At 49.8% G+C, this 21,819-nt stretch carries 20 protein-coding genes, 7 tRNA genes and 1 rRNA gene (1 of these 28 only partly in view); 26 read left to right on the forward strand and 2 right to left on the reverse strand.

What is annotated here, in order from left to right; translation table 11 throughout:
- The 8 genes from ACI3EW_RS00070 to ACI3EW_RS00105 form a co-directional block, all read left to right on the forward strand.
- Positions 1-2,462: ribosomal RNA gene (locus ACI3EW_RS00070) — 23S ribosomal RNA — on the forward strand; it begins 426 nt to the left of the window's first position.
- Positions 2,463-2,535: 73 nt separating this feature from the next.
- A tRNA-Asp gene (locus ACI3EW_RS00075) sits at positions 2,536-2,609 on the forward strand.
- A 37-nt stretch (positions 2,610-2,646) separates the two neighbouring features.
- Positions 2,647-2,719: transfer RNA gene (locus ACI3EW_RS00080), tRNA-Val, on the forward strand.
- Positions 2,720-2,732: 13 nt separating this feature from the next.
- Positions 2,733-2,805 (forward strand) — tRNA-Thr (locus ACI3EW_RS00085).
- A 29-nt stretch (positions 2,806-2,834) separates the two neighbouring features.
- A tRNA-Tyr gene (locus ACI3EW_RS00090) sits at positions 2,835-2,916 on the forward strand.
- Between the two features lie 51 nt (positions 2,917-2,967).
- Positions 2,968-3,041 (forward strand) — tRNA-Met (locus ACI3EW_RS00095).
- Between the two features lie 4 nt (positions 3,042-3,045).
- A tRNA-Phe gene (locus ACI3EW_RS00100) sits at positions 3,046-3,118 on the forward strand.
- A gap of 20 nt (positions 3,119-3,138) precedes the next feature.
- Positions 3,139-3,211: transfer RNA gene (locus tag ACI3EW_RS00105), tRNA-Lys, on the forward strand.
- A gap of 126 nt (positions 3,212-3,337) precedes the next feature.
- On the opposite strand, the gene ACI3EW_RS00110 is transcribed toward ACI3EW_RS00105, so the two are convergent.
- Positions 3,338-4,024 (reverse strand): TIGR00266 family protein, encoded by a 687-nt coding sequence (locus ACI3EW_RS00110; protein WP_118532130.1) that lies wholly within the window; start codon positions 4,022-4,024, stop codon positions 3,338-3,340.
- 296 nt (positions 4,025-4,320) lie between these two features.
- Between ACI3EW_RS00110 and ACI3EW_RS00115 the strand changes: the two genes are divergently transcribed.
- The 9 genes from ACI3EW_RS00115 (at position 4,321) to ACI3EW_RS00155 (ending at position 13,212) form a co-directional block, all read left to right on the forward strand.
- Complete coding sequence (locus tag ACI3EW_RS00115) at positions 4,321-5,604, forward strand: hypothetical protein (protein ID WP_405581966.1); 1,284 nt, start codon at positions 4,321-4,323, stop codon at positions 5,602-5,604.
- Between the two features lie 250 nt (positions 5,605-5,854).
- Positions 5,855-6,361 carry a DUF1003 domain-containing protein gene (locus tag ACI3EW_RS00120; RefSeq protein ID WP_142410761.1) on the forward strand — a complete coding sequence of 169 codons (507 nt, stop codon included), beginning with the start codon at positions 5,855-5,857 and terminating at the stop codon, positions 6,359-6,361.
- A gap of 74 nt (positions 6,362-6,435) precedes the next feature.
- A complete protein-coding gene (locus ACI3EW_RS00125; protein ID WP_405581969.1) occupies positions 6,436-8,028 on the forward strand; it encodes an aminotransferase class I/II-fold pyridoxal phosphate-dependent enzyme in 1,593 nt (530 codons plus the stop codon).
- A 272-nt stretch (positions 8,029-8,300) separates the two neighbouring features.
- A complete protein-coding gene (locus tag ACI3EW_RS00130) occupies positions 8,301-8,882 on the forward strand; it encodes a nucleoside/nucleotide kinase family protein (RefSeq protein ID WP_405581972.1) in 582 nt (193 codons plus the stop codon).
- Positions 8,883-9,018: 136 nt separating this feature from the next.
- Positions 9,019-10,026, forward strand: coding sequence for a DNA polymerase III subunit delta' (gene holB / locus ACI3EW_RS00135; protein WP_252197347.1), 1,008 nt, complete (start codon positions 9,019-9,021; stop codon positions 10,024-10,026).
- A 10-nt stretch (positions 10,027-10,036) separates the two neighbouring features.
- Positions 10,037-10,948, forward strand: a complete 912-nt coding sequence (locus tag ACI3EW_RS00140; RefSeq protein ID WP_117483866.1) for a PSP1 domain-containing protein — start codon at positions 10,037-10,039, stop codon at positions 10,946-10,948.
- Complete coding sequence (locus tag ACI3EW_RS00145; protein ID WP_118321839.1) at positions 10,938-11,675, forward strand: tRNA1(Val) (adenine(37)-N6)-methyltransferase; 738 nt, start codon at positions 10,938-10,940, stop codon at positions 11,673-11,675. The genes ACI3EW_RS00140 and ACI3EW_RS00145 overlap by 11 nt, the downstream gene beginning before the upstream one ends.
- A 197-nt stretch (positions 11,676-11,872) precedes the next feature.
- On the forward strand, positions 11,873-12,721 hold the full coding sequence (rsmI, locus tag ACI3EW_RS00150; RefSeq protein WP_405581976.1) for a 16S rRNA (cytidine(1402)-2'-O)-methyltransferase: 849 nt from the start codon (positions 11,873-11,875) through the stop codon (positions 12,719-12,721).
- Between the two features lie 215 nt (positions 12,722-12,936).
- Complete coding sequence (locus tag ACI3EW_RS00155; protein ID WP_142410767.1) at positions 12,937-13,212, forward strand: hypothetical protein; 276 nt, start codon at positions 12,937-12,939, stop codon at positions 13,210-13,212.
- 93 nt (positions 13,213-13,305) lie between these two features.
- Here ACI3EW_RS00155 and ACI3EW_RS00160 read toward each other — a convergent pair whose 3' ends face one another.
- Positions 13,306-13,881, reverse strand: a complete 576-nt coding sequence (locus ACI3EW_RS00160; protein ID WP_405581979.1) for an ECF transporter S component — start codon at positions 13,879-13,881, stop codon at positions 13,306-13,308.
- Between the two features lie 83 nt (positions 13,882-13,964).
- On the opposite strand from ACI3EW_RS00160, the gene ACI3EW_RS00165 reads away from it, so the two are divergent.
- The 9 genes from ACI3EW_RS00165 to ACI3EW_RS00205 all read left to right on the forward strand — a co-directional run bounded on the left by ACI3EW_RS00165 (position 13,965) and on the right by ACI3EW_RS00205 (position 21,803).
- Positions 13,965-14,930, forward strand: a complete 966-nt coding sequence (locus ACI3EW_RS00165; protein WP_405581982.1) for a beta-ketoacyl-ACP synthase III — start codon at positions 13,965-13,967, stop codon at positions 14,928-14,930.
- Positions 14,931-15,052: 122 nt separating this feature from the next.
- On the forward strand, positions 15,053-15,286 hold the full coding sequence (gene acpP / locus ACI3EW_RS00170) for an acyl carrier protein (protein WP_015553932.1): 234 nt from the start codon (positions 15,053-15,055) through the stop codon (positions 15,284-15,286).
- A 95-nt stretch (positions 15,287-15,381) separates the two neighbouring features.
- Positions 15,382-16,329, forward strand: a complete 948-nt coding sequence (gene fabK / locus ACI3EW_RS00175; RefSeq protein WP_405581986.1) for an enoyl-[acyl-carrier-protein] reductase FabK — start codon at positions 15,382-15,384, stop codon at positions 16,327-16,329.
- 8 nt (positions 16,330-16,337) lie between these two features.
- Positions 16,338-17,246, forward strand: a complete 909-nt coding sequence (gene fabD, locus ACI3EW_RS00180) for an ACP S-malonyltransferase (RefSeq protein WP_405581988.1) — start codon at positions 16,338-16,340, stop codon at positions 17,244-17,246.
- Between the two features lie 80 nt (positions 17,247-17,326).
- A complete protein-coding gene (fabG, locus tag ACI3EW_RS00185; RefSeq protein ID WP_405581991.1) occupies positions 17,327-18,070 on the forward strand; it encodes a 3-oxoacyl-[acyl-carrier-protein] reductase in 744 nt (247 codons plus the stop codon).
- Positions 18,071-18,183: 113 nt separating this feature from the next.
- On the forward strand, positions 18,184-19,419 hold the full coding sequence (fabF, locus tag ACI3EW_RS00190) for a beta-ketoacyl-ACP synthase II (protein WP_405581994.1): 1,236 nt from the start codon (positions 18,184-18,186) through the stop codon (positions 19,417-19,419).
- A gap of 11 nt (positions 19,420-19,430) precedes the next feature.
- Positions 19,431-19,907 (forward strand): acetyl-CoA carboxylase biotin carboxyl carrier protein, encoded by a 477-nt coding sequence (gene accB / locus ACI3EW_RS00195; RefSeq protein WP_118298271.1) that lies wholly within the window; start codon positions 19,431-19,433, stop codon positions 19,905-19,907.
- 104 nt (positions 19,908-20,011) lie between these two features.
- Positions 20,012-20,434, forward strand: coding sequence for a 3-hydroxyacyl-ACP dehydratase FabZ (fabZ, locus tag ACI3EW_RS00200; protein ID WP_117513024.1), 423 nt, complete (start codon positions 20,012-20,014; stop codon positions 20,432-20,434).
- Positions 20,435-20,447: 13 nt separating this feature from the next.
- Complete coding sequence (locus ACI3EW_RS00205) at positions 20,448-21,803, forward strand: acetyl-CoA carboxylase biotin carboxylase subunit (RefSeq protein WP_405581999.1); 1,356 nt, start codon at positions 20,448-20,450, stop codon at positions 21,801-21,803.
- Positions 21,804-21,819 lie beyond the last annotated feature (16 nt).

The raw sequence follows: 21,819 nt of genomic DNA on the forward strand, positions 1-21,819 counted from the left end.
TTGCAGGAAGTCGGGGGGACCACCCCCCAAGGCTAAATACTCCTTAGTGACCGATAGCGCATAGTACTGTGAAGGAAAGGTGAAAAGGACCCCGGGAGGGGAGTGAAAGAGAACCTGAAACCCTGTGTTTACAAGCTGTGGAAGCACGTTAAGGTGCAACCGCGTACTTTTTGTAGAACGGTCCGGCGAGTTGCGGATGCTGGCAAGGTTAAGCACTAAAGGTGCGGAGCCGAAGCGAGAGCAAGTCTGAATAGGGCGTCAAGTCAGCATGTGCAGACCCGAAACCGGGTGATCTATCCATGTCCAGGTTGAAGCGAAAGTAAAATTTCGTGGAGGACCGAACGCACATCCGTTGAAAAGGGTGGCGATGAGGTGTGGATAGGGGAGAAATTCCAATCGAACCCGGAGATAGCTGGTTCTCCTCGAAATAGCTTTAGGGCTAGCCTCGTATTAGTCTGGTGGAGGTAGAGCACTGAATTTCCTAGGGGGCGTCAAAGCCTACCGAAGAATATCAAACTCCGAATGCCATACAGATGATGTACGGGAGTCAGACGGCACGAGATAAGTTGGGTCGTCAAAAGGGAAAGAGCCCAGACCTGCAGCTAAGGTCCCAAAGTGTGTGTTAAGTGGAAAAGGATGTGGGATTTCAAAGACAACTAGGATGTTGGCTCAGAAGCAGCCACACATTCAAAGAGTGCGTAATAGCTCACTAGTCGAGAGGTCCTGCGCCGAAAATGTCCGGGGCTGAAACACAACACCGAAGCTCAGGAATGACTTAGGTCATTGGTAGAGGAGCATTCTTAAAGGGGCGAAGCAGTACCGATAAGGAGCTGTGGACTTTTAGGAAGAGAGAATGCCGGAATGAGTAGCGAGATGGAGGTGGGAATCCTCCAGGCCGAATATCTAAGGTTTCCAGGGTAAAGCTGATCTGCCCTGGGTAAGTCGGGGCCTAAGGCAAGGCTGAGAAGCGTAGCTGATGGACAACAGGTTTAGATTCCTGTACCACATGATATCAGAACTGTGGGGACGCAGAGGGATAAGATGACCGGGGAACAGAACTCCGGGCAAGCGTAGGAGGTGTCAGGCAGGCAAATCCGCCTGACAAGCCAAAGACGTGACGCGGACCGAACCAAAGTAGGGAAGCATCTGATTCCAGCTGCCGAGAAAAGCCGCTATTGTGTATCATGTGCCCGTACCGTAAACCGACACAGGTGGATGAGGAGAGAATCCTAAGGCCGGCGGGAGAAGCATTGTTAAGGAACTCGGCAAAATGACCCCGTAACTTCGGGATAAGGGGTGCCAGAGAGATCTGGCCGCAGAGAATAGGCTCAAGCAACTGTTTAGCAAAAACACAGGTCTATGCGAAACCGTAAGGTGATGTATATGGGCTGACGCCTGCCCGGTGCTGGAAGGTTAAGAGGAGAGGTTAGAGCAATCGAAGCTTTGAATTGAAGCCCCAGTAAACGGCGGCCGTAACTATAACGGTCCTAAGGTAGCGAAATTCCTTGTCGGGTAAGTTCCGACCCGCACGAAAGGCGTAATGATTTGAGCGCTGTCTCGACAATGCACCCGGTGAAATTGAAATACCAGTGAAGATGCTGGTTACCTGCGCCAGGACGGAAAGACCCCATGGAGCTTTACTCCAGCTTGATACTGGGATTCGGTAATGCATGCACAGGATAGGTGGGAGGCTACGAGTACGGAACTCCGGTTTCGTATGAGCCGCTGTTGGGATACCACCCTTGCGTTACTGGGTTTCTAACCATGGTCCATGATCTGGATCGGGGACAATGTCAGGTGGGGAGTTTGACTGGGGCGGTCGCCTCCGAAAGGGTATCGGAGGCGCTCAAAGGTTCCCTCAGAATGGTTGGAAACCATTCGAAGAGTGCAAAGGCAGAAGGGAGCTTGACTGCGAGACCGACGGGTCGAGCAGGTAGGAAACTAGGACTTAGTGATCCGGTGGTATGAAAGTGGGATTGCCATCGCTCAACGGATAAAAGCTACCCTGGGGATAACAGGCTTATCACTCCCAAGAGTTCACATCGACGGAGTGGTTTGGCACCTCGATGTCGGCTCATCGCATCCTGGGGCTGAAGTAGGTCCCAAGGGTTGGGCTGTTCGCCCATTAAAGCGGTACGCGAGCTGGGTTCAGAACGTCGTGAGACAGTTCGGTCCCTATCCGGCGCAGGCGGAGGATATTTGAGAGGAGCTGTCCTTAGTACGAGAGGACCGGGATGGACGGACCGCTGGTGTACCGGTTGAGCTGCTAAGCTCATGGCCGGGTAGCCAAGTCTGGCAGGGATAAACGCTGAAGGCATCTAAGCGTGAAGCCCCCCTCAAGATGAGATATCCCATTCGTTAAGAAGTAAGACCCCTTGAAGACGACGAGGTAGATAGGGCAGAGGTGGAAGTGCAGCAATGCATGGAGCTGACTGTTACTAATCGGTCGAGGGCTTATCCAGAAAGGTCAAGTGAAGATTCGAAGGTTGATGGAGTTCAGTATGTGATTTTGAAGGTATGTTAAATACCTTGTATGGCCCGGTGGCTCAGCTGGTTAGAGCGCCGCCCTGTCACGGCGGAGGTCGTGGGTTCGAATCCCATCCGGGTCGCGCATACATGGTTTTGTATGTATTTATTTTTAAATATGGGATCTTAGCTCAGCTGGGAGAGCATCTGCCTTACAAGCAGAGGGTCATAGGTTCGAGCCCTATAGGTCCCACTTTTAAAGATATGCCGATGTGGCTCAATTGGCAGAGCAGCTGATTTGTAATCAGCAGGTTATCGGTTCGAGTCCGATCATCGGCTTTTAGTTTCAAAAACTAAATAATTCTTATGGGCGGATTCCCGAGTGGCCAAAGGGGACAGACTGTAAATCTGCTGCAACTTGCTTCGGTGGTTCGAATCCACCTCCGCCCATTAAAATAGGTATTGATTTTTCGATATTTATTGTGTATAATAATAAGGTATCGCGGGGTGGAGCAGTCTGGAAGCTCGTCGGGCTCATAACCCGAAGGTCGTAGGTTCAAATCCTGCCCCCGCAATTATGCCCAGATAGCTCAGTTGGTAGAGCAGAGGACTGAAAATCCTCGTGTCGCTGGTTCGATTCCAGCTTTGGGCATTACAACTTAATAGTTGTATGGGATATTAGCTCAGTCGGTAGAGCACTTGACTTTTAATCAAGTTGTCCGGGGTTCGAATCCCCGATGTCTCATTAAGTTGCGGAAGCCGAGAGGTTTCCGTTTTTTCGTATTCTAAAGTTTGCTAAAAAAGAGGTTGCTGCACATTCACACAGCAACCTCTTTTTTAGGTTAAAGTATATGTTGTTGAAAGTCGAAGATCAGTTTGATTTTGTCGGAATGAACTGTGCAATGCGTCCGGCGAAATCAGCGATATTCTGAGTCTGAAGGATCACACGGCCAGGACCGGTAAGCTTTGTGAGGAAGAGACCTTCGCCGCCGAAGAAGATGTTTCCAAGGCCTTTGATCGTCTCAACTTCATATTTTAAGGTTTTCTCGAACGCAACGATATTTCCTGTATCAACTTTGATCACTTCGCCCGGTGCGAGCTGTTTCTCGACAACATCGCCGTCGATTTCGAGAAAGGCCATTCCGGAACCGGAGATGGATTCAAGGATGAAGCCTTCGCCGCCAAACAGTCCGGAAGTAAATTTCTTTGTGAAGGTGACATCAAGATTTACAGAATCCTGTGCGCAGAGGAATGCACCTTTCTGGCAGATCATGCCGCCGTTTTCTGCCGCGTCGATCGGAAGAACCTGACCAGGTACAGTTGACGCAAATGCGATCGTGGCACCCGGAGCATCCGCACGGTAGGTAGCCATAAACATGGATTCACCGGCAAACATGCGGCCAAGACCTTTCATAAATCCGCCGCGTGTGTTTGTGGACATGGAAATCCCTTCAGACATCCAGGACATTCCGCCGGACTGTGTGTACATAGTTTCGCCTGGAGCATCAAATTTGATCTCAACTGCAGGGATAGTTGTGCCAATAATTCTGTATTTCATAGAATCCTCTCTTTCTGGCGTATTGAACGATGAAAATACGCTTGTATTGCTGTATCCAAAAGATACACAAGGGTGAACAAATATATTATATCATACTCTGCCGATAGTTACAGAAGAGATACTGGAATGAAATTTACGATGAAAAATCCTGTTTATGAAAATAACAAAATGATAACATGTTTACAGTTTCCTTAAATATGGGGGTGCTCGCTTGTGTGAAAAAATTATGGATGATAGAATATCGGTAACAAGTTCAGTGACAGGCGAGTTCAGTTTTTTGAAAAGAAGGTGGCAAGGTGAAAAAGATTTGGATGATGGCGGCAGCTTTAGGACTGGGAATCTGGCTGACAGGGTGTTCGCCGGCTTTTGTTCCGGTAGAAGATCCGAGTGAGCCACAGACAGAGGAACGAAATAGTCCTGAAATGGAAAAAGATGATCAGAGGGAAGATCTGGCCTTTCAGCCACTTTCGGAGGAAGAACGTCGGTGGATCGTAACAGAATTGGAATCCTTTGATGGAGATCATAAATTTTCGGATATGGATCCGGAAAAGGCAGCATCCTGCGGCGGAGAGATCCGGGATGCGTATGATTTTGTTGGACGGGAGACGGAAAATGGTTACGGGTATGTCCTGGGATTTCGAAAAGGCAAGGAGGATCCATTACAAGATCTCAGCATTTACAGCATTGATGATGTGATCGAGGCTGAAAAGTGGAACGAGGACGAAAGTATTTTTGAAAAAGTATATACTTTTGAAAATGTTTATGAAATGTATTACACGGAAGCAAAGGATGTTCTGTTTTTTGTTCCGAGCGGAATGGAAGAATCGGAAGAACTCAGAAAAGCATTTACATACAGCCTCTGTGACGGTGACGAGGGGGTCCGGTATCTGGAGACTGTAAAGGAGCGCGGCGTGCGGATGTCACCACCGGAGGACGGCGGATATCTTACCGTCCGAAGATTTGAAGATGCAGAGGTACTGGAGGAATATATTCCTTTGACTGAGGATCAGGAGAAAGAGATCACCGGCTCGGATGAGATCATTGATCCGGTAATGTATGGAATAGATGGGATCACATATACGGCAAGCCAGGAAATTTATGAGTCAGAAAACCCGGATCCGGATGAGATCACGGTTCCGGCATTAAGAATTGCTGAGGAAAAATGTGAATTTCAGACGGTAGGAACGGAAGACATGAAAGAAATTACGAGTGCGGAACTTGAGGTAATCCCGATTTCCAAAGAGCTGGAGAAAGAGAAAGGCTTGGAGAGCAAAGATTCTGCTGACGTGGAAGCTGACTCGGAAGTCGTGGGAATATCCGAGACGCTGCAGGATCCGGAATTGTTAAAAAGGCTGGAGGAGATCCTGTCGGGGGCATCTTTTGATGAAGCGAAAGAATGTCCGTATAACGGGATCCTGACGCTTACAAAGGCGGATGGGACACAGATAACGGTGAGACTGGCATCGGACGGATGCGATTCGATGGTTTACGGCAGCTACAGTTTTTATCAGGCAGCCGGGGATGAAGTCGCGGAAATTTGGTATATGTTTCCGGAGGTAAAAGCGGAGCTTGTAAAGTAAGCCGGCATTTGTAGCATTGACACTTCTTATGGAATACAGACAGATATTAGACTGGGTGAACAAAGAAGACTGGAGTGCATTATTGGATGTAGTACCGTTCATGTTTCTGCCGTTGGGTATATATGTGGTTGTTATGCTGTTGTCAAATGCGCTACTTGTCAGATTTATAAACAAAAAATCAGGGAACTGTTCCGGGGGGGGGCTGCGCAAATAAATTTTACCAATTGATCGAATTGGAAGGAGTATCATCATGAAAGAGAACAGAAAATTATTGAAAGAAGTGCTGAAGGACATCCGGCACGATATGACGGATGAGGAAGTTTTGAACCTTTTAGCAGACAGTAAGATTTCAGTCAGTCCTGAAAAAGAGAAAGAAAAGTACACACTCGGGCAGCGGGCAGCTGACACGATCGCAAAATTTGCAGGCAGTTGGGCGTTTATATTTTCCTTTACAGGTGGGCTGATCCTGTGGATGGTCATCAACACGATTCTTGCGTCAAAAGCGTTTGACGCATATCCGTTTATCCTGCTGAACCTTGTCCTGTCCTGCGTTGCAGCCATTCAGGCACCGCTGATCATGATGAGTCAGAACCGACAGGAGGAAAAAGACCGCCGGCGTGCTGAAAACGATTATAAGGTAAACCTGAAAACCGAGATCATGATTGAAGACCTCCATGATAAGGTGAATGCGATTCTTATCAGACAGTCGCAGATCGAGAAACTTCTCTCGGAGCAAAAAGAGAAAAATACTTTATAACGAATGTGGATTCGAATTTGACGGGCAATTTCCAGTTCGTTTGCAGTCAGATGGGAAACAGGAGAATAAAAATTTTGAATTACAGAAAAGAAAAACAGCCGGGACTTTTAGAACGGCTGACAGAATATGCGGGATCGGATGCGTATCCATTTCATATGCCGGGACATAAAAGACGGGAGATTCCGGATGGGATCCCGGGGGGATTTCCGGACCCGTATGGGATCGATATCACGGAGATCGATGGGTTTGACAACCTGCATCATGCGGAAGGAATTTTGAAGGACGCCATGGATGAGGCGGCTGCGATCTACGGGGCGGACCGGTCCTGGTATCTTGTGAATGGGAGTACATGCGGGATTTTAAGTGCAGTTTTTGCGACTACGGAAAACGGCGGAAAGATCCTGACAGCGAGAAACTGTCATAAGGCGGTGTACCATGCGATCTGCCTGAACCGGCTGGAGGCTGAATATCTGTATCCGGAGGAGATCACGGAATTCGGGATCAATGGAGGAATCTGTGCGGAGGACGTGAGAAAAGCGCTTGAAAAGGATGCGATGCGCTGTGCGGGAAATTCGGGGGATGTGAGAGGAAAAATCACGAAAATCCAGGCAGTGCTCATCACATCTCCAACCTATGAAGGCGTGGTGTCGGATATCCGGGCGATCGCGGATGCGGCTCATGAATACGGGATCCCGTTGATCGTCGATGAGGCGCATGGGGCGCATCTGGAGTATGCAGATCAGTGTCACGGCTTTCCGAAATCGGCGCTGGAATACGGGGCGGATCTTGTGATCCAGAGCCTTCATAAAACGCTGCCGTCCTTTACCCAGACGGCAATCCTGCATGTGAAGGGAAAACTTGTGGATCAGGACAGAGTTTCGAGGTATTTGTCCATGTTTCAGACGTCCAGCCCGTCATACCTTTTTATGGCTGGGATGGAGCGGTGCATCTGGTATATGGACGGGGACGGAAGAAATGAGATGGTCCGGTATGAGGAAAGACTGGAGCACTTTATGGAGCGGATGGAAGGACTTCAGGTACTTGAGATCCTGGACCGGGAAATCTGTGGGAAATATCGGACGGTGATCGGATGGGATCCGTCGAAGATCGTGGTTTCCACGATGCGCGCAGAGGAGTTTCACGGGGAAGAGCTGGCGGAGACACTGAGGAGAAAATACCATCTTGAGATGGAGATGACAGCGCCGGAGTATGTGATCGCGATGACGTCGCTGATGGACACGGAAGAAGGATTTGAGCGGCTTGGAACGGCGCTGCTGGAGATTGACGGGGCATTGAGACACTGCGTGGAGCATGAACAGCAAAAAGAAAAAGGTGAGTCAAAGGAAAAAGAAAGATGTGAGACTCCAGAAGTCACGGAATCCAAAGTTTTGCACCCAGTCAGGAGAATGCTCATCTGCGAGGCGATGAATGCCGATACGGAGCGCACAGCGCTTCAGGATACGGTCGGAAAGGTATCTGCGGAGTTTGTGTATCTGTATCCGCCGGGAATCCCGATCATCGCGCCGGGAGAGGTCTTCACGGATGCGATCGTGGAGAAGATCGTGGCGTACAAGGCAGCAGGACTTCTTGTCCAGGGGCCGGCTGATCCGGATACGGACGTGATCTTAACATGTCAGACGCCAGGGCTTGTTCATAAAGGATGCTGAGGAAAAAGGAAAACGTTAGTAATTCAAGTGCATAAGAGGTGGCTGCATCCGAAATGAAGAGGCTTATCAGGCAAGAATATTTCCCAGGAGACAAATTTTTGTTACTTTAAAAGGATAAGAATTATCGAGCGAGGATGGAAACAACGGTTGCACGAGACCTCTGATTTTGATACAATGAAAAGATAGAACCTGAAAAATGGTTGTAAAAGTTCGATCGAAAAGTCTTATCTGACTGGGATAAAAATTATAATACAGAAGGCTGAGAGAAACAAATGGGCAGGATATATTATCTTCTTGGAAAGAGCGCGACAGGAAAAGATACACTGTATAAGGAAATCCTGAAATGGAGACCAAAGCTGCGGACGGTGACGATGTATACAACAAGACCGATCCGGGAAGGCGAGACGGACGGAGTGGAATATTTCTTTACCGACCGCGAGGAGCTGGAGCGGCAGCTGGCTTCCGGAAAGGTGATCGAGTCGAGAACTTATCAGACGATCGCCGGTCCGTGGACTTACTATACAGTGGATGACGGGCAGTTTGATGTTGCCGACGACGAGTCCTGTCTTATGATCGGGACACTGGAATCTTACGAGAAGATGTGTGCCTATTTTGAAGCGGGAAAGATGGTTCCGGTCTATATCGAGGTCCCGGATGGGATCCGGCTTCTCAGGGCCGTCAAACGCGAGGAAAACCAGAAAAAGCCGAATTATCGGGAAGTCTGCCGGAGATACCTTGCAGACGAAAAAGATTTTTCAGAGGAAAATCTGGAACGCCTGGGAATTACGAAGAGATATCAGAATACGGATATGGAAATGTGCGTGGAAGAAATCCTAAGGGATTTGGATAAATAACTTTTTATAGGCGTTATTTTGTGGTAAGATAAAATGGAAACACCGTTAGCGGGAACAGTTAAATGTTCTGTTCGAACCGGGAAGCTCCGGCGTAAAAAGCACTGCCGGAACCAACAGGATGAGGAGGGATGCGGCTATGTCAGAAGAAAAGATCATGGGATTTGAAGAGATCCTCGGGAATGAGATGGTGAAAGATCACTTTAAAAAGGCGATCCAGAACCATAAGATCTCACATGCTTATATCCTGACGGGAGAAGCCGGCATGGGAAGAAAATCGATCGCGAATGCGTTTGCGATGACGCTCCTGTGCGAGAAAGGCGGAAGTGAGCCGTGTATGATATGCCATTCCTGCAAGCAGGTGATGAGCGGAAATCATCCGGATCTCATCTATGTGACGCATGAAAAGCCGGGAAGTATCGGCGTGGATGATGTGCGGGAACAGATCAATGATACGATCATGATCCGTCCGTACAGCAGCTATTATAAGATCTATATCGTGGATGAGGCGGAAAAAATGACGGTCCAGGCGCAGAATGCCCTGTTAAAGACGATCGAGGAGCCGCCGTCCTACGCGGTCATCATTCTGATCACGACGAACCAGGAGGCGTTTCTTCCGACGATCCTCTCCAGGTGTGTGCAGATGAAATTAAAGCCGCTGAAGGATTTTACGATCAAGAGCTATCTGACGCAGAATCTCCATGTTCCGGAGAAGGACGCAGATATCTGCACCGCGTTTGCAAGGGGAAATCTCGGGAAAGCGATCCATCTGGCATCTTCTGATGAGTTTAAGGAGCTTTTCCAGAAGGTCATGGTCCTCGTAAAGAATGTCAGGACGATGGACATTTCCATGCTTTTAGATTGCATCCGCGAGATGAAAGAGCAGAACTTTGATATCGGCGAGGTGCTGGATCTGATGCAGCTCTGGTACCGGGACGTGCTCATGTTCAAGGTCACAAAGGACATGAACCTGCTGATCTTCAAAGATGAATATAAAATGATCAATGAGACGGGAGAAAAAGTCGACTATGCCGGTCTGGAAGCGATCCTTGCGGCGATCGACACAGCGAGAACACGTTTGAACGCAAACGTAAATATGGAATTGGCGATGGAATTACTCCTGCTGACCATGAAGAACCCGTCATAAGGAGCAAAGAATGACGAAAGTAATCGGGATCCGCTTCCGGAAAGCGGGAAAAGTATATTATTTCAGCCCTGGTGAAAATGAGATCAAAACAGGCGATCATGTGATCGTCGAGACGGCCAGAGGCGTGGAGTACGGATATGTGGTGCTCGGAACTCACGAGGTGGACGATAAAAAGGTGATCCAGCCGCTGAAATCCGTGATCCGCATGGCAACACCGGCGGATGAGGAGACGGAGCGCCGCAACAAGGAGAAAGAAAAAGAGGCGTTCAAGGTCTGCGTTGAGAAGATCAAGAAACACAACCTCAGCATGAAACTCATTGACACGGAGTATACGTTTGACAACAATAAAGTATTGTTCTACTTTACGGCAGATGGAAGGATCGACTTCCGTGAGCTGGTAAAGGATCTGGCGTCCGTGTTTAAGACGAGGATCGAGCTCCGACAGATCGGTGTCCGCGATGAGACAAAGATCGTCGGCGGGATCGGGATCTGCGGAAGACCGCTCTGCTGTGCGTCGTATCTTTCCGAGTTTATCCCGGTATCGATCAAGATGGCGAAGGAGCAGAACCTGTCCTTAAATCCGACGAAGATCTCCGGCGTCTGCGGCAGACTGATGTGCTGCTTAAAGTACGAGGAGGACACATACGAGGAGTTGAACGGAAGACTTCCGAATATCGGTGACTATGTGACGACGGACGACGGTTTAAAGGGTGAAGTCCACAGCGTCAGCATCCTGCGCCAGCTCGTGAAGGTCATCGTGACGGTAAATAACGATGAGAAGGAGATCCGTGAGTATAAGGTGGATCAGCTGAAATTCCGGCCGAAAAAGAGACGGGAAAAACAGTCATCCAACGATGCGGAGTTAAAGCAGTTAGAGGCACTGGAGAAAAAAGAAGGGAAATCGAAACTCGATGGCGATTGAGTTAAAGGAAAATGAACGGCTGGATGATCTTCAGAGAAATGGTCTGCAGATCATCCAGAAGACAGATGGATTCTGCTTTGGAATGGATGCGGTGCTGCTTTCCGGATTTGCGGCGGTGAAACCGGGAGAGCGGGCGCTGGATCTCGGAACAGGAACGGGGATCATCCCGCTTCTTCTCTCCGCAAAAACGCAGGGAGAACATTTTTCGGCACTTGAGATCCAGGATGAGATCGCCGAGATGGCAGAGCGGAGTGTGAAACTGAACCATCTGGAAGAAAAAATCGAGATCGTACATGGAGATATCAAGGAAGCCAGCCGGATTTTCGGAGCGGCTTCCTTTGATGTCGTTACGACAAATCCGCCGTATATGAATGACGCTCATGGGTTAAAGAACCCGACGGAAGTGAAGGCGATCTCGAGACATGAGGTCCTCTGCACGCTGGAGGATGTTGTGCGGGAAGGCGCGAAGGTCCTGAAACCGGGCGGAAGGATGTATATGGTCCACCGGCCGCACCGTCTGATCGAGATCTTCGGGACGATGAAGCAGTATAAGCTGGAGCCGAAGCGGATGAAAATGGTCCATCCGTTCAAGGATAAGGACGCGAACATGGTCCTCATCGAGGCGGTCCGCGGCGGCGGAGCCTGGATGAAGGTCGAGGCGCCGGTGATTGTTTATAAGGAGCCGGGCGTGTATACGGATGAGATCTATTCGATTTACGGGTATTAAATTGTTGTGAGGGTTTTTTAGGCGGATGAGACGGAAAAATGACAGGAATTTTCTAAACGAAAAGATCCGGATAATGTAGGAATAGTCGCGGATCTTGCCAAGCCGGAATGGAATCATCTGTAAACTCGCGTTACGGAAATGTTGAGATAAAAAGCTGTCGGTGAAAAAGCAGCATCGGGCAGCAGGAGGAATTGGTCATGCAGGGAAAATTATATTTATGTGCAACGCCCATCGGGAATCTGGACGATATCACGCTGCGGGTGTTAAATACGTTGAAAGAGGTCGATCTGATCGCTGCGGAGGATACGAGACACAGCATCAAGCTCTTAAACCATTTTGACATCAAAACGCCGATGACCAGTTATCATGAGTTCAACAAGGTGGAAAAGGCGAGATATCTCGTCGAGAAGATGAAGGAAGGCACCAATATCGCACTGATCACGGATGCCGGGACACCGGGGATCTCGGATCCGGGCGAGGAGCTTGTAAAGCAGTGCTATGAGGCCGGAATCGAGCTGACTTCTCTTCCGGGGCCGGCGGCATGCATCACGGCACTCACGATCTCCGGAATGGCGACGAGACGGTTTGCGTTTGAGGCGTTTCTGCCGTCGGATAAGAAGGAAAAGCAGAGAATTTTGGAAGAATTAAAGTCTGAGACACGGACGATCATCCTCTATGAGGCGCCGCACCGTCTGGTACGGACCTTGGAAGAGCTTCTTGAGGCGTTAGGGGACCGGAGGATCACGATCTGCCGGGAACTCACAAAGAAGTATGAGACGGCATTCCGAACTACGTTTCAGGGGGCATTAGATCACTTTGAGACGGAGGAACCGCGGGGCGAATGTGTCATCGTGGTCGAGGGAAAGAGCCCGGAGGAGATCAAAAAAGAGAAGGAACAGACATGGGAATCCATGTCGATCGCTGAACACATGGATGTTTATCTGTCACAGGGGATCGAGAAAAAAGAGGCGATGAAGCTTGTGGCGAAGGACCGCGGGATTGGAAAGCGGGATGTGTATCAGATGCTTTTGGATGAGCAGGAATAGGGAATTCGAGAAGAAGATGTGTCGCTGGTTATTGAGTGAGATGACGGGTGGTACGTCTTCTTTTTTATGAAAAATTACAGACAAATAACAAAAAAATAACAAATGTCTTAATAATACGATAAGAAGATAAATATTGATTGAAAATAGTGGGGGGGGGAATGATATAATTCAAGTAGATGAAACGGAAACAATCAGCATAGCGGGGGGCGATCTATATGAAGAAAAAAATGTGGTTAACATTATGTAACTTAGGCGTTTCAGTAGTGTTTTTATTATCGTTATATAGCTATACAAAGGGTATGAGAATGTTTTCGCTGGGATTAGTAATGGCACTTCTTATAGAACTAGGTGTAAGAGGGTTTATTGAGCAGAAATTTGCACAGGAGGCCGCTGAGGTAAATGGAAATAAGATTTATTATGTATCTGAAATATTAAGATATGCTTGCGCTATTATTTTGGCAATAGCAGTGTGGCGCAATGGGTTTAAATGACAGCGATTGAAATAATAGTTGTAATATAAAATGCTCCGTTCTCCCAATTACATGATTGTTTTAGGAGAACGGAGCATTTTTGCACCTTTTCTTTTACGCAAATTTTGCCTTTAATGTTCGGATCGCCGGGGACTGTACAAGGATCGTGTAGACCACGCCTCCGAGGACGATTCCTGCGATGGTCTGCATGGACAGGGTGAACATTTCACCGAAGGCAACAACGGTGCCGTAGAGCGGGATCTTTACGAGCGTGTAGCCGATAATATGGGCGATGCCGCCGACGATAGCACCGACGAGCCAGGAATATTTAAAGTTTGGCAGAAGTTTGTAGGCGATAGTTCCGGCGATGAACGCCCGGAGACCTTTTAATACCATGGTCGGGAGAACCCATACCGCGTAGCCGCCGAGAAAATCGGAGAGACCTGCGCCGATGGCACCGGTGAGGACGCCGCGTCTTGTGCCAAATAAGCAGACGGTCAGGATGATCATGCAGTCGCCGAGGTGGGTGTAGCCAAAGGCGGAAGGAATTTTAAATAATTTGACCAGTCCAGAAGAGGAGAAAAATGGTTGCAGAAAGCAGAAATATATCATGGAACGGGACGTCAGGGCCGGATTAAAAAAATTCACTTGACAAAACAGCAGACATCTATTACCATTAGAATCAAACATTTTGAATATCAAACTATTTGAAATCAAAAACTACTGCGGGGAAAAGAATTTCTTCGCATCAATGAAATGGCAGGATTTAGAAGATGATGACAGCCAGAATTGCTGGAATCGGCGCGTATGTGCCGGAGAATTTGATTACAAACGACGATCTGGCGAAGATCGTGGACACGAATGACGAGTGGATCCGGACACGGACCGGAATCCGGGAACGCCGGATCTCCTCCGGAGAGGGAACGCGCCATCTGGCGGCGAAGGCGGCTGAGCGGGCGCTTGCGGCAGCAGGAGTTGCCCCGGAAGAGCTGGATATCATCATTCTCGGGACTTCGTCCCCGGACCGGAATTATCCCAGCGATGCCTGCAGTGTTCAGGCGGCCATCGGGGCAGTGAATGCAGTTGCCTTCGATATCTCGGCGGCATGCGCGGGATTTATTTTCGCCATGAATATCGTGGAAGGATTTTTTAAAGCCGGAATTTACAAGACGGCGCTGATCATCGGGGCAGAAACCCTCAGCAAAGTGACAGACTGGAGTGACCGCGGCACCTGTGTCCTCTTTGGAGACGGAGCAGGGGCAGCCGTTTTAAAAGCGGAAGAGACCGGAATCATCGACATGATGATGGGAGCGGACGGAACAAAGGGTGATGTTCTTGCCTGCACCTCGAGAACCGTCGGAAACTTTCTCACAGGGACAAAGCCGGAGCTCGGATTTATGACCATGGATGGACAGGAAGTTTTCAAATTCGCAGTGCGGAAGGTGCCGGAGAGTGTTATGGAGCTTTTACAGCGGACCGGGACAAAAAAGGAAGACATTAAATATTATGTTCTTCATCAGGCGAATGAGCGGATCATTGAGGCAGCGGCCAGACGTCTGAAGGAGCCGATGGAGAAATTCCCGATGACGATCGGTCAGTTTGGAAATACATCAACGGCATCGATTCCGTTACTGTTAAACGATATGATCCAGAAGGACATGCTGAAGCGGGGCGACAAGATCATCATGTCAGGCTTCGGAGCCGGAATGACCTGGGGTGCAGTGCTCATGGAGTGGTAGATATCTGATTCATCCGGAAAGCAGGAGAAATTATCTACATAATAAGAAATAATTTAAAAAAACAAAAAAATGCAAAAACTCATAAAATACAAATAATAAGAACATTTAAAGGAGATCAAATCATGTTAGAAAAAATGAAAGAAATCATCGCAGAGCAGTTAAGCACAGACGCAGACAGCATCACAGAGGCAACTTCCTTCAAGGATGACCTTGGTGCAGATTCCCTTGACTTATTTGAGCTTGTTATGGCTCTTGAGGATGAGTATTCCGTAGAGATCCCGGCTGAGGACCTTCAGAATCTTGCAACGGTCGGCGATGTTATGAAGTACTTAAAAGATAAAGGTGTTGAGGAATAATCAAACCGAATAAACCAGAGTAAAAACGCGTCTATGACGCGTTTTACTGATATAAAGATAATTCCGGGCAATACCCGACAGATAGATTTCAGGAAGTGAGAGCAATAAAAATGAAGACAAGAATTACAGAAATGCTGGGAATCGAATATCCGATCATTCAGGGCGGTATGGCCTGGGTCGCTGAGCATCATCTTGCTGCCGCTGTTTCCGAGGCAGGCGGTCTTGGCCTCATCGGCGGCGCAAATGCACCGGGAGAGGTTGTCCGTGAAGAGATCCGTAAGGCGAAAGCACTGACAAAGAAGCCGTTCGGTGTCAATGTGATGCTAATGAGTCCGTATGCGGATGATGTGGCGAAGGTGGTTGTTGAAGAGGGCGTGAAGGTCGTTACGACAGGAGCCGGAAATCCTGCAAAGTACATGAAGATGTGGAAGGAAGCAGGAATCATCGTAATCCCGGTCGTTGCTTCTGTGGCTCTTGCGAAGCTTATGGAGCGCGGCGGCGCTGATGCTGTCGTTGCTGAGGGAACCGAATCCGGCGGACATATCGGTGAGGCGACCACCATGACTCTCGTTCCGCAGGTCGTTGACGCGGTATCTATCCCGGTCATCGCGGCAGGCGGCATCGGCGATGGAAGAGGAATCGCGGCGGCCTTCATGCTGGGCGCTGAGGCAGTCCAGATGGGAACAAGATTTGTTGTCGCAAAGGAATCCATCGTTCATGAAAATTATAAGCAGAGAATCATTAAGGCAAAAGATATCGATTCCGCTGTGACAGGAAGAACCCACGGACATCCGGTCCGCTGCCTGAGAAACCAGATGACAAGAGAGTATAACCGACTTGAGGCAGAAGGAAAATCCTTTGAGGAGCTTGAGTATCTGACACTTGGAACCCTCAGGAAAGCCGTTCAGGAAGGCGATACTACAAATGGAACCGTCATGGCAGGCCAGATCGCAGGTCTTGTAACGAAAGAGCAGACATGTAAGGAAATGATCGATGAGATGATGGAGCAGGCAGACAAGCTGCTTGGCGGATGTCAGAAGTAAGGAGAATCATGGGAAAGACAGCATTTATTTTTCCGGGACAGGGCGCGCAGGTATGCGGCATGGGCCAGGATTTTTATGAAAATTCGGAGACGGCAAAGGCAGTATTTGACCGTGCGACGGAGCTTTTAGGCTTTTCCGTTCCGGAGTTATGTTTTGAGAAAAATGACCGTCTGGACATCACGGAGTATACGCAGGCGGCAATGGTGACCACGAGCGTTGCCATGATGAAGGTGATGGAGGAGCGGGGCATCCATGCGGATGTGGCGGCTGGCTTAAGCCTTGGCGAGTACTGCGCACTGGTGGCAGCAGGCGTTATGACGGCGGACGACGCGATCCGCACGGTTCGGGAGAGAGGAATCCTCATGCAGGAGGCAGTTCCGGCGGGAGTCGGCGGAATGAGCGCTGTCCTCGGCATGACGGCAGATGAGATCAATGCAGTTGTGGACGAGATCCCGAACGTGCAGGTCGCAAACTACAACTGCCCGGGCCAGATTGTGATCTCCGGTCTCAAGGAGGCAGTGGAGATTGCGGCGGTGAAGTTAAAAGAGGCGGGCGCAAGACGCGTGATCCCGCTCAATGTAAGCGGTCCGTTCCACTCCTATCTTTTAGAGGAAGCCGGAGAGAAGCTTGGAAAATTCCTGGAAAATATTCCGGTATCTGAGCCGGTGATCCCGTATGTGGCGAACGTGACAGCCGCTTATGTGACAAAGGCAGAGGACGTAAAGCCGCTTTTGACACGTCAGGTATCTTCTTCTGTCAGATGGCAGCAGAGCGTGGAGACCATGCTGGCGGACGGTGTTGACCGGTTTATCGAGATCGGACCGGGAAAGACGTTAGCTGGATTTATCAGAAAGATCAACAGGGAAGCGACGGTCATCAACATTGAGAAATTTGAGGATCTGGAGAAGCTGAACTAAGTGATCGAAAGAGAAATTAGTAAATAATGTCGTCAGAGATAAACCCCTGACGGCTGACAGATAGAAACACGGAGGGAAACATGAATTTAACAGGAAAAATCGCTCTTGTGACAGGCGCAAGCCGCGGAATCGGCCGTCAGATCGCTCTGACACTGGCTGGATACGGCGCGACCGTCATTGTCAACTATAACGGTTCCGCAGCAAAGGCAGAGGAAGTCGTAAACGAGATCACAGCAAACGGCGGAATGGCGGAGAGCATGCAGTGCAGCATCAGTGATTTTGAGAAATCCAAAGAAATGATCGATGGGATCGTAAAAAAATACGGTCATCTTGACATTCTGGTGAACAATGCCGGGATCACGAAAGACAATCTGATCATGAAGATGTCCGAGGACGATTTTGACGCGGTTATTGCCACAAACTTGAAGGGTGCGTTCAACTGTATCAAGCATGTTTCCCGCCAGATGTTAAAACAGAGAGGCGGACGGATCATCAATATCTCCTCCGTTTCCGGAGTGATGGGAAATGCCGGACAGGCAAACTACTGCGCGTCAAAGGCGGGCATCATCGGACTCACAAAATCCGTTGCGAGGGAGCTTGGAAGCCGCGGGATCACAGCAAACGCAGTCGCACCGGGATTTATCCGTACAGAGATGACAGATGTGCTTCCGGAAGAGGTAAAGAAAGCCATGGGCGAGCAGATCCCGTTAAAGCGTTTCGGTGAGACAAAGGACATTGCGGAGGCAGTCGCATTTCTCGCTTCCGATGAGGCAGCTTATATTACCGGCCAGGTTCTTCATGTGGACGGCGGCATGGCGATGTAAAAGACAGTTGGAAAAAGCGCCTGTTCCGGCCACACAGCCGGACAGCGGATGTTTCGGTTATCATCTGCGCGGGGCGTGGATGATAGCATAATTAGAACAGGAGAACGAAAAGCATGAGAAGAGTTGTAGTAACAGGAATGGGCGCGATCACCCCGATCGGAAACGATGTTGAGACATTTTGGAACGGATTAAAAGAGAAGAAACTCGGATTTGGACCGATCACCTATTTTGACACGACCGATTATAAAGCAAAGCTCGCGGCAGAGGTCAAGGACTTCGAGCCGAAGGACTATATGGATCCGAAGGCGGCAAGAAGAATGGAGCGCTTCGCACAGTTTGCGGTAGCGGCAGCCCGCCAGGCGCTGGAGGATTCTTCCCTCGACATGACAAAGGAAGATCCGTTCCGTGTCGGTGTCTGCGTGAGCTCCGGTATCGGAAGCTTACAGATCATCGAGAAGGAATATAAGAAGCTTCTGGAAAAAGGACCGAACCGCGTAAACCCGCTTCTGGTGCCGCTCATGATCAGCAACATGGCAGCAGGAAACGTGTCCATCCAGTTTGGCTTAAAGGGAAAGAACATCAACGTCGTGACAGCGTGCGCGTCCGGTACGAACTCCATCGGTGAGGCGATGCGTGCGATCCAGCACGGCGAGGCGGAGGTCATGGTCGCAGGCGGAACTGAGAGCTGCATCACACCGTTAGGCGTTGCGGGATTCTCCGGACTTACCGCTCTTTCCACCTCTGAGGATCCGGAGCGCGCCTCCATTCCGTTCGATCTTGAGAGAAACGGTTTCGTCATGGGCGAGGGCGCAGGTGTCGTTGTCTTAGAAGAATTAGAACATGCAAAAGCCCGCGGAGCGAAGATCTACGCGGAGTTAGCCGGATACGGAGCGACAGGCGATGCTTATCACATTACTTCTCCGGCAGAGGACGGAAGCGGTGCCGCAAAGGCAATGGAATACGCAATTGCTGACGCGGGAATGAAGCCGGAGGACATCGATTACATCAATGCCCACGGAACAGCGACCCACCACAACGATTTATTCGAGACAAAGGCCATCAAGCTTGCGCTTGGCGACCATGCATATAAAGTAAAGATCAACTCCACAAAATCCATGATCGGCCACCTCTTAGGCGCTGCCGGCGGCGTTGAGTTCATCGACTGTGTAAAATCCATCCAGGACGGCTTCGTTCATGCCACAGCAGGATTAAAAGTGGACGATCCGGAATGCGATCTTGACTACACAAAGGGCGAGGGCGTTTCCATGGATGTGAAGGCAGTCTTAACAAACTCTCTTGGATTCGGCGGACACAACGCGTGCCTGCTTGTCAGAAAGTTTGAGGAGTAAGGAGAACGGTAATGGAAGTAAAAGAGATCATTGAGTTAATGAAAGCAATGTCGGACAACGGCATGACCGGCTTCGAGCTGGAAGAAGGCGACTGGAAGCTGACGATGAAGAGAGAAAAAAAGATCGTTGCGGCGGCTCAGACTCCGGTCATCGTGCAGGGCGCAGGCCAGGGAACACTGCTCCAGACGGCTGATGTGACGGCTGTAGAGTCTGTCTCCGGAGACAAGGAAGAGAAGAAAGTTTCCGGGATCTCTGAGAAAGTGATCACCTGCCCGCTCGTCGGAACCTTCTACTCTTCCCCGGCTCCAGATGCTGAGGATTATGTAAAAGTTGGAGATACCGTGAAAAAAGGTCAGGTCATCGGGATCGTGGAAGCCATGAAGCTGATGAACGAGATCGAGAGTGAGTACGACGGGATCGTGGAGGAAATCCTCGTGAAGAATGAGGAGACCGTCGAGTATGGTCAGCCGTTATTCCGGATCCGGTAGGCGCTGGCATTCGGCATGGCCGAACGGTAATAAATGTTTCAGGCAGATGGTCTGATCCAGCCGGAAGAAAACACCGGTTCAGATCATCTGCGACAGGAGGAAAAATGTTAGGAATCAAGGAAATTCAGGAGATCATTCCGCACAGACATCCGTTTCTTCTCGTGGACTGCGTCGAGGAGCTGGAACCGGGCGTGAGAGCGGTCGGATATAAATCTGTAACATATAACGAGCCGTATTTTGCCGGCCATTTCCCGCAGGAGCCGGTCATGCCGGGCGTCCTGATCGTTGAGGCGCTGGCACAGACAGGCGCTGTCGCGATCTTAAGCGTTGAGGGAAACAAAGGAAAGACTGCGTATTTCGGCGCAATGAATAATGTAAAGTTTAAGAAGAAAGTAGTTCCGGGCGACAAGCTCCGTCTGGAATGCGAGATCATCAAGCAGAAAGGACCGGTCGGTGTTGGAAAGGCGGTCGCTACTGTGGACGGCAAAGTCGCGGTATCTGCGGAACTCACATTTATGATCGGTTAGGACTGGTGAAGAGATGTTTCAGAAGATTTTAATCGCAAACCGCGGCGAGATCGCCGTTCGGATCATCCGGGCATGCCGGGAGATGGGGATCAAGACGGTTGCCGTCTACTCCGAGGCAGACCGGGACGCACTGCACACACTTCTTGCGGACGAGGCGATCTGTATCGGACCGGCGCCGTCCACGGAGAGTTATCTCGATATGGAGCGGATCTTAACCGCATGCGTTGTCATGAAGGCAGATGCTATCCATCCGGGCTTCGGATTTTTGTCCGAGAATGCCCGCTTCGCGGAGCTCTGTGAAAAGTGCAATATCCGCTTTATCGGACCGTCAGCTGAGATCATTAACAAGATGGGAAATAAGTCCGAGGCGAGAAAAACTATGATGGCGGCGGGCGTTCCTGTGGTTCCGGGAAGCAAAGAGCCGGTCTACACTGTGGAGGAAGGCCTTAAGACCGCGAAAGAGGTCGGCTTTCCGGTGATGATCAAGGCGTCCAGCGGCGGCGGCGGAAAGGGAATGCGTGTTTCGAGGTCGGAGGAAGATTTCGAGGCGAACTTCTTAAATGCCCAGATGGAATCCGTCAAGGGATTTTCCGATAATACCATGTATATCGAGCGGTTTGTGGAGAATCCGCGCCACATCGAGTTCCAGATCTTAGGCGACCGTTACGGAAATGTGGTCCATCTCGGTGAGCGCGACTGCTCGATCCAGAGGAGACACCAGAAGGTTCTTGAGGAATCCCCGTCTGCGGCGATCTCCGATGAACTCCGCAAAAAGATGGGGGAGACGGCGGTCCGGGCGGCGAAAGCAGTCGGATATGAGAATGCGGGAACCATCGAGTTCCTTTTGGATAAACAGAAAAATTTCTATTTCATGGAAATGAACACGAGGATCCAGGTGGAACACCCGGTAACGGAGTCTGTCACCGATATGGATCTCATCAAGGAGCAGATCAGGATCGCCTCCGGTGAGCCGCTCTCTGTGCGCCAGGAAGATATCAGGATCTCCGGGCATGCGATCGAGTGCAGGATCAACGCGGAGAATCCGGAGAAGAACTTTATGCCGTGCCCGGGCATGATCACAGACATTCATCTTCCGGGCGGACGCGGAGTCCGTGTCGATACGGCTGTTTACAATAATTACCGGATCCCGCCGAACTATGACTCCATGATCTTAAAGCTGATCGTCCGCGACAAGGACCGCGCGTCTGCGATCGCGAAGATGCGCAGCGCACTCGGAGAGCTTGTTATCGAGGGGATCAACACAAATCTGGATTTCCAGTATGACATCATCAGTGATCCGGATTTCCAGGCGGGCGAGGTGGATACAAACTTTATCCCGTCCCATTTTCCGGAGTATTGTAAAGAATAAAAATTGTGTTTCCATA

Origin of the sequence: Pilosibacter rotomagensis, from assembly GCF_045062245.2 — a bacterium.
Taxonomy (GTDB): Bacteria; Bacillota; Clostridia; order Lachnospirales; family Lachnospiraceae; genus Pilosibacter.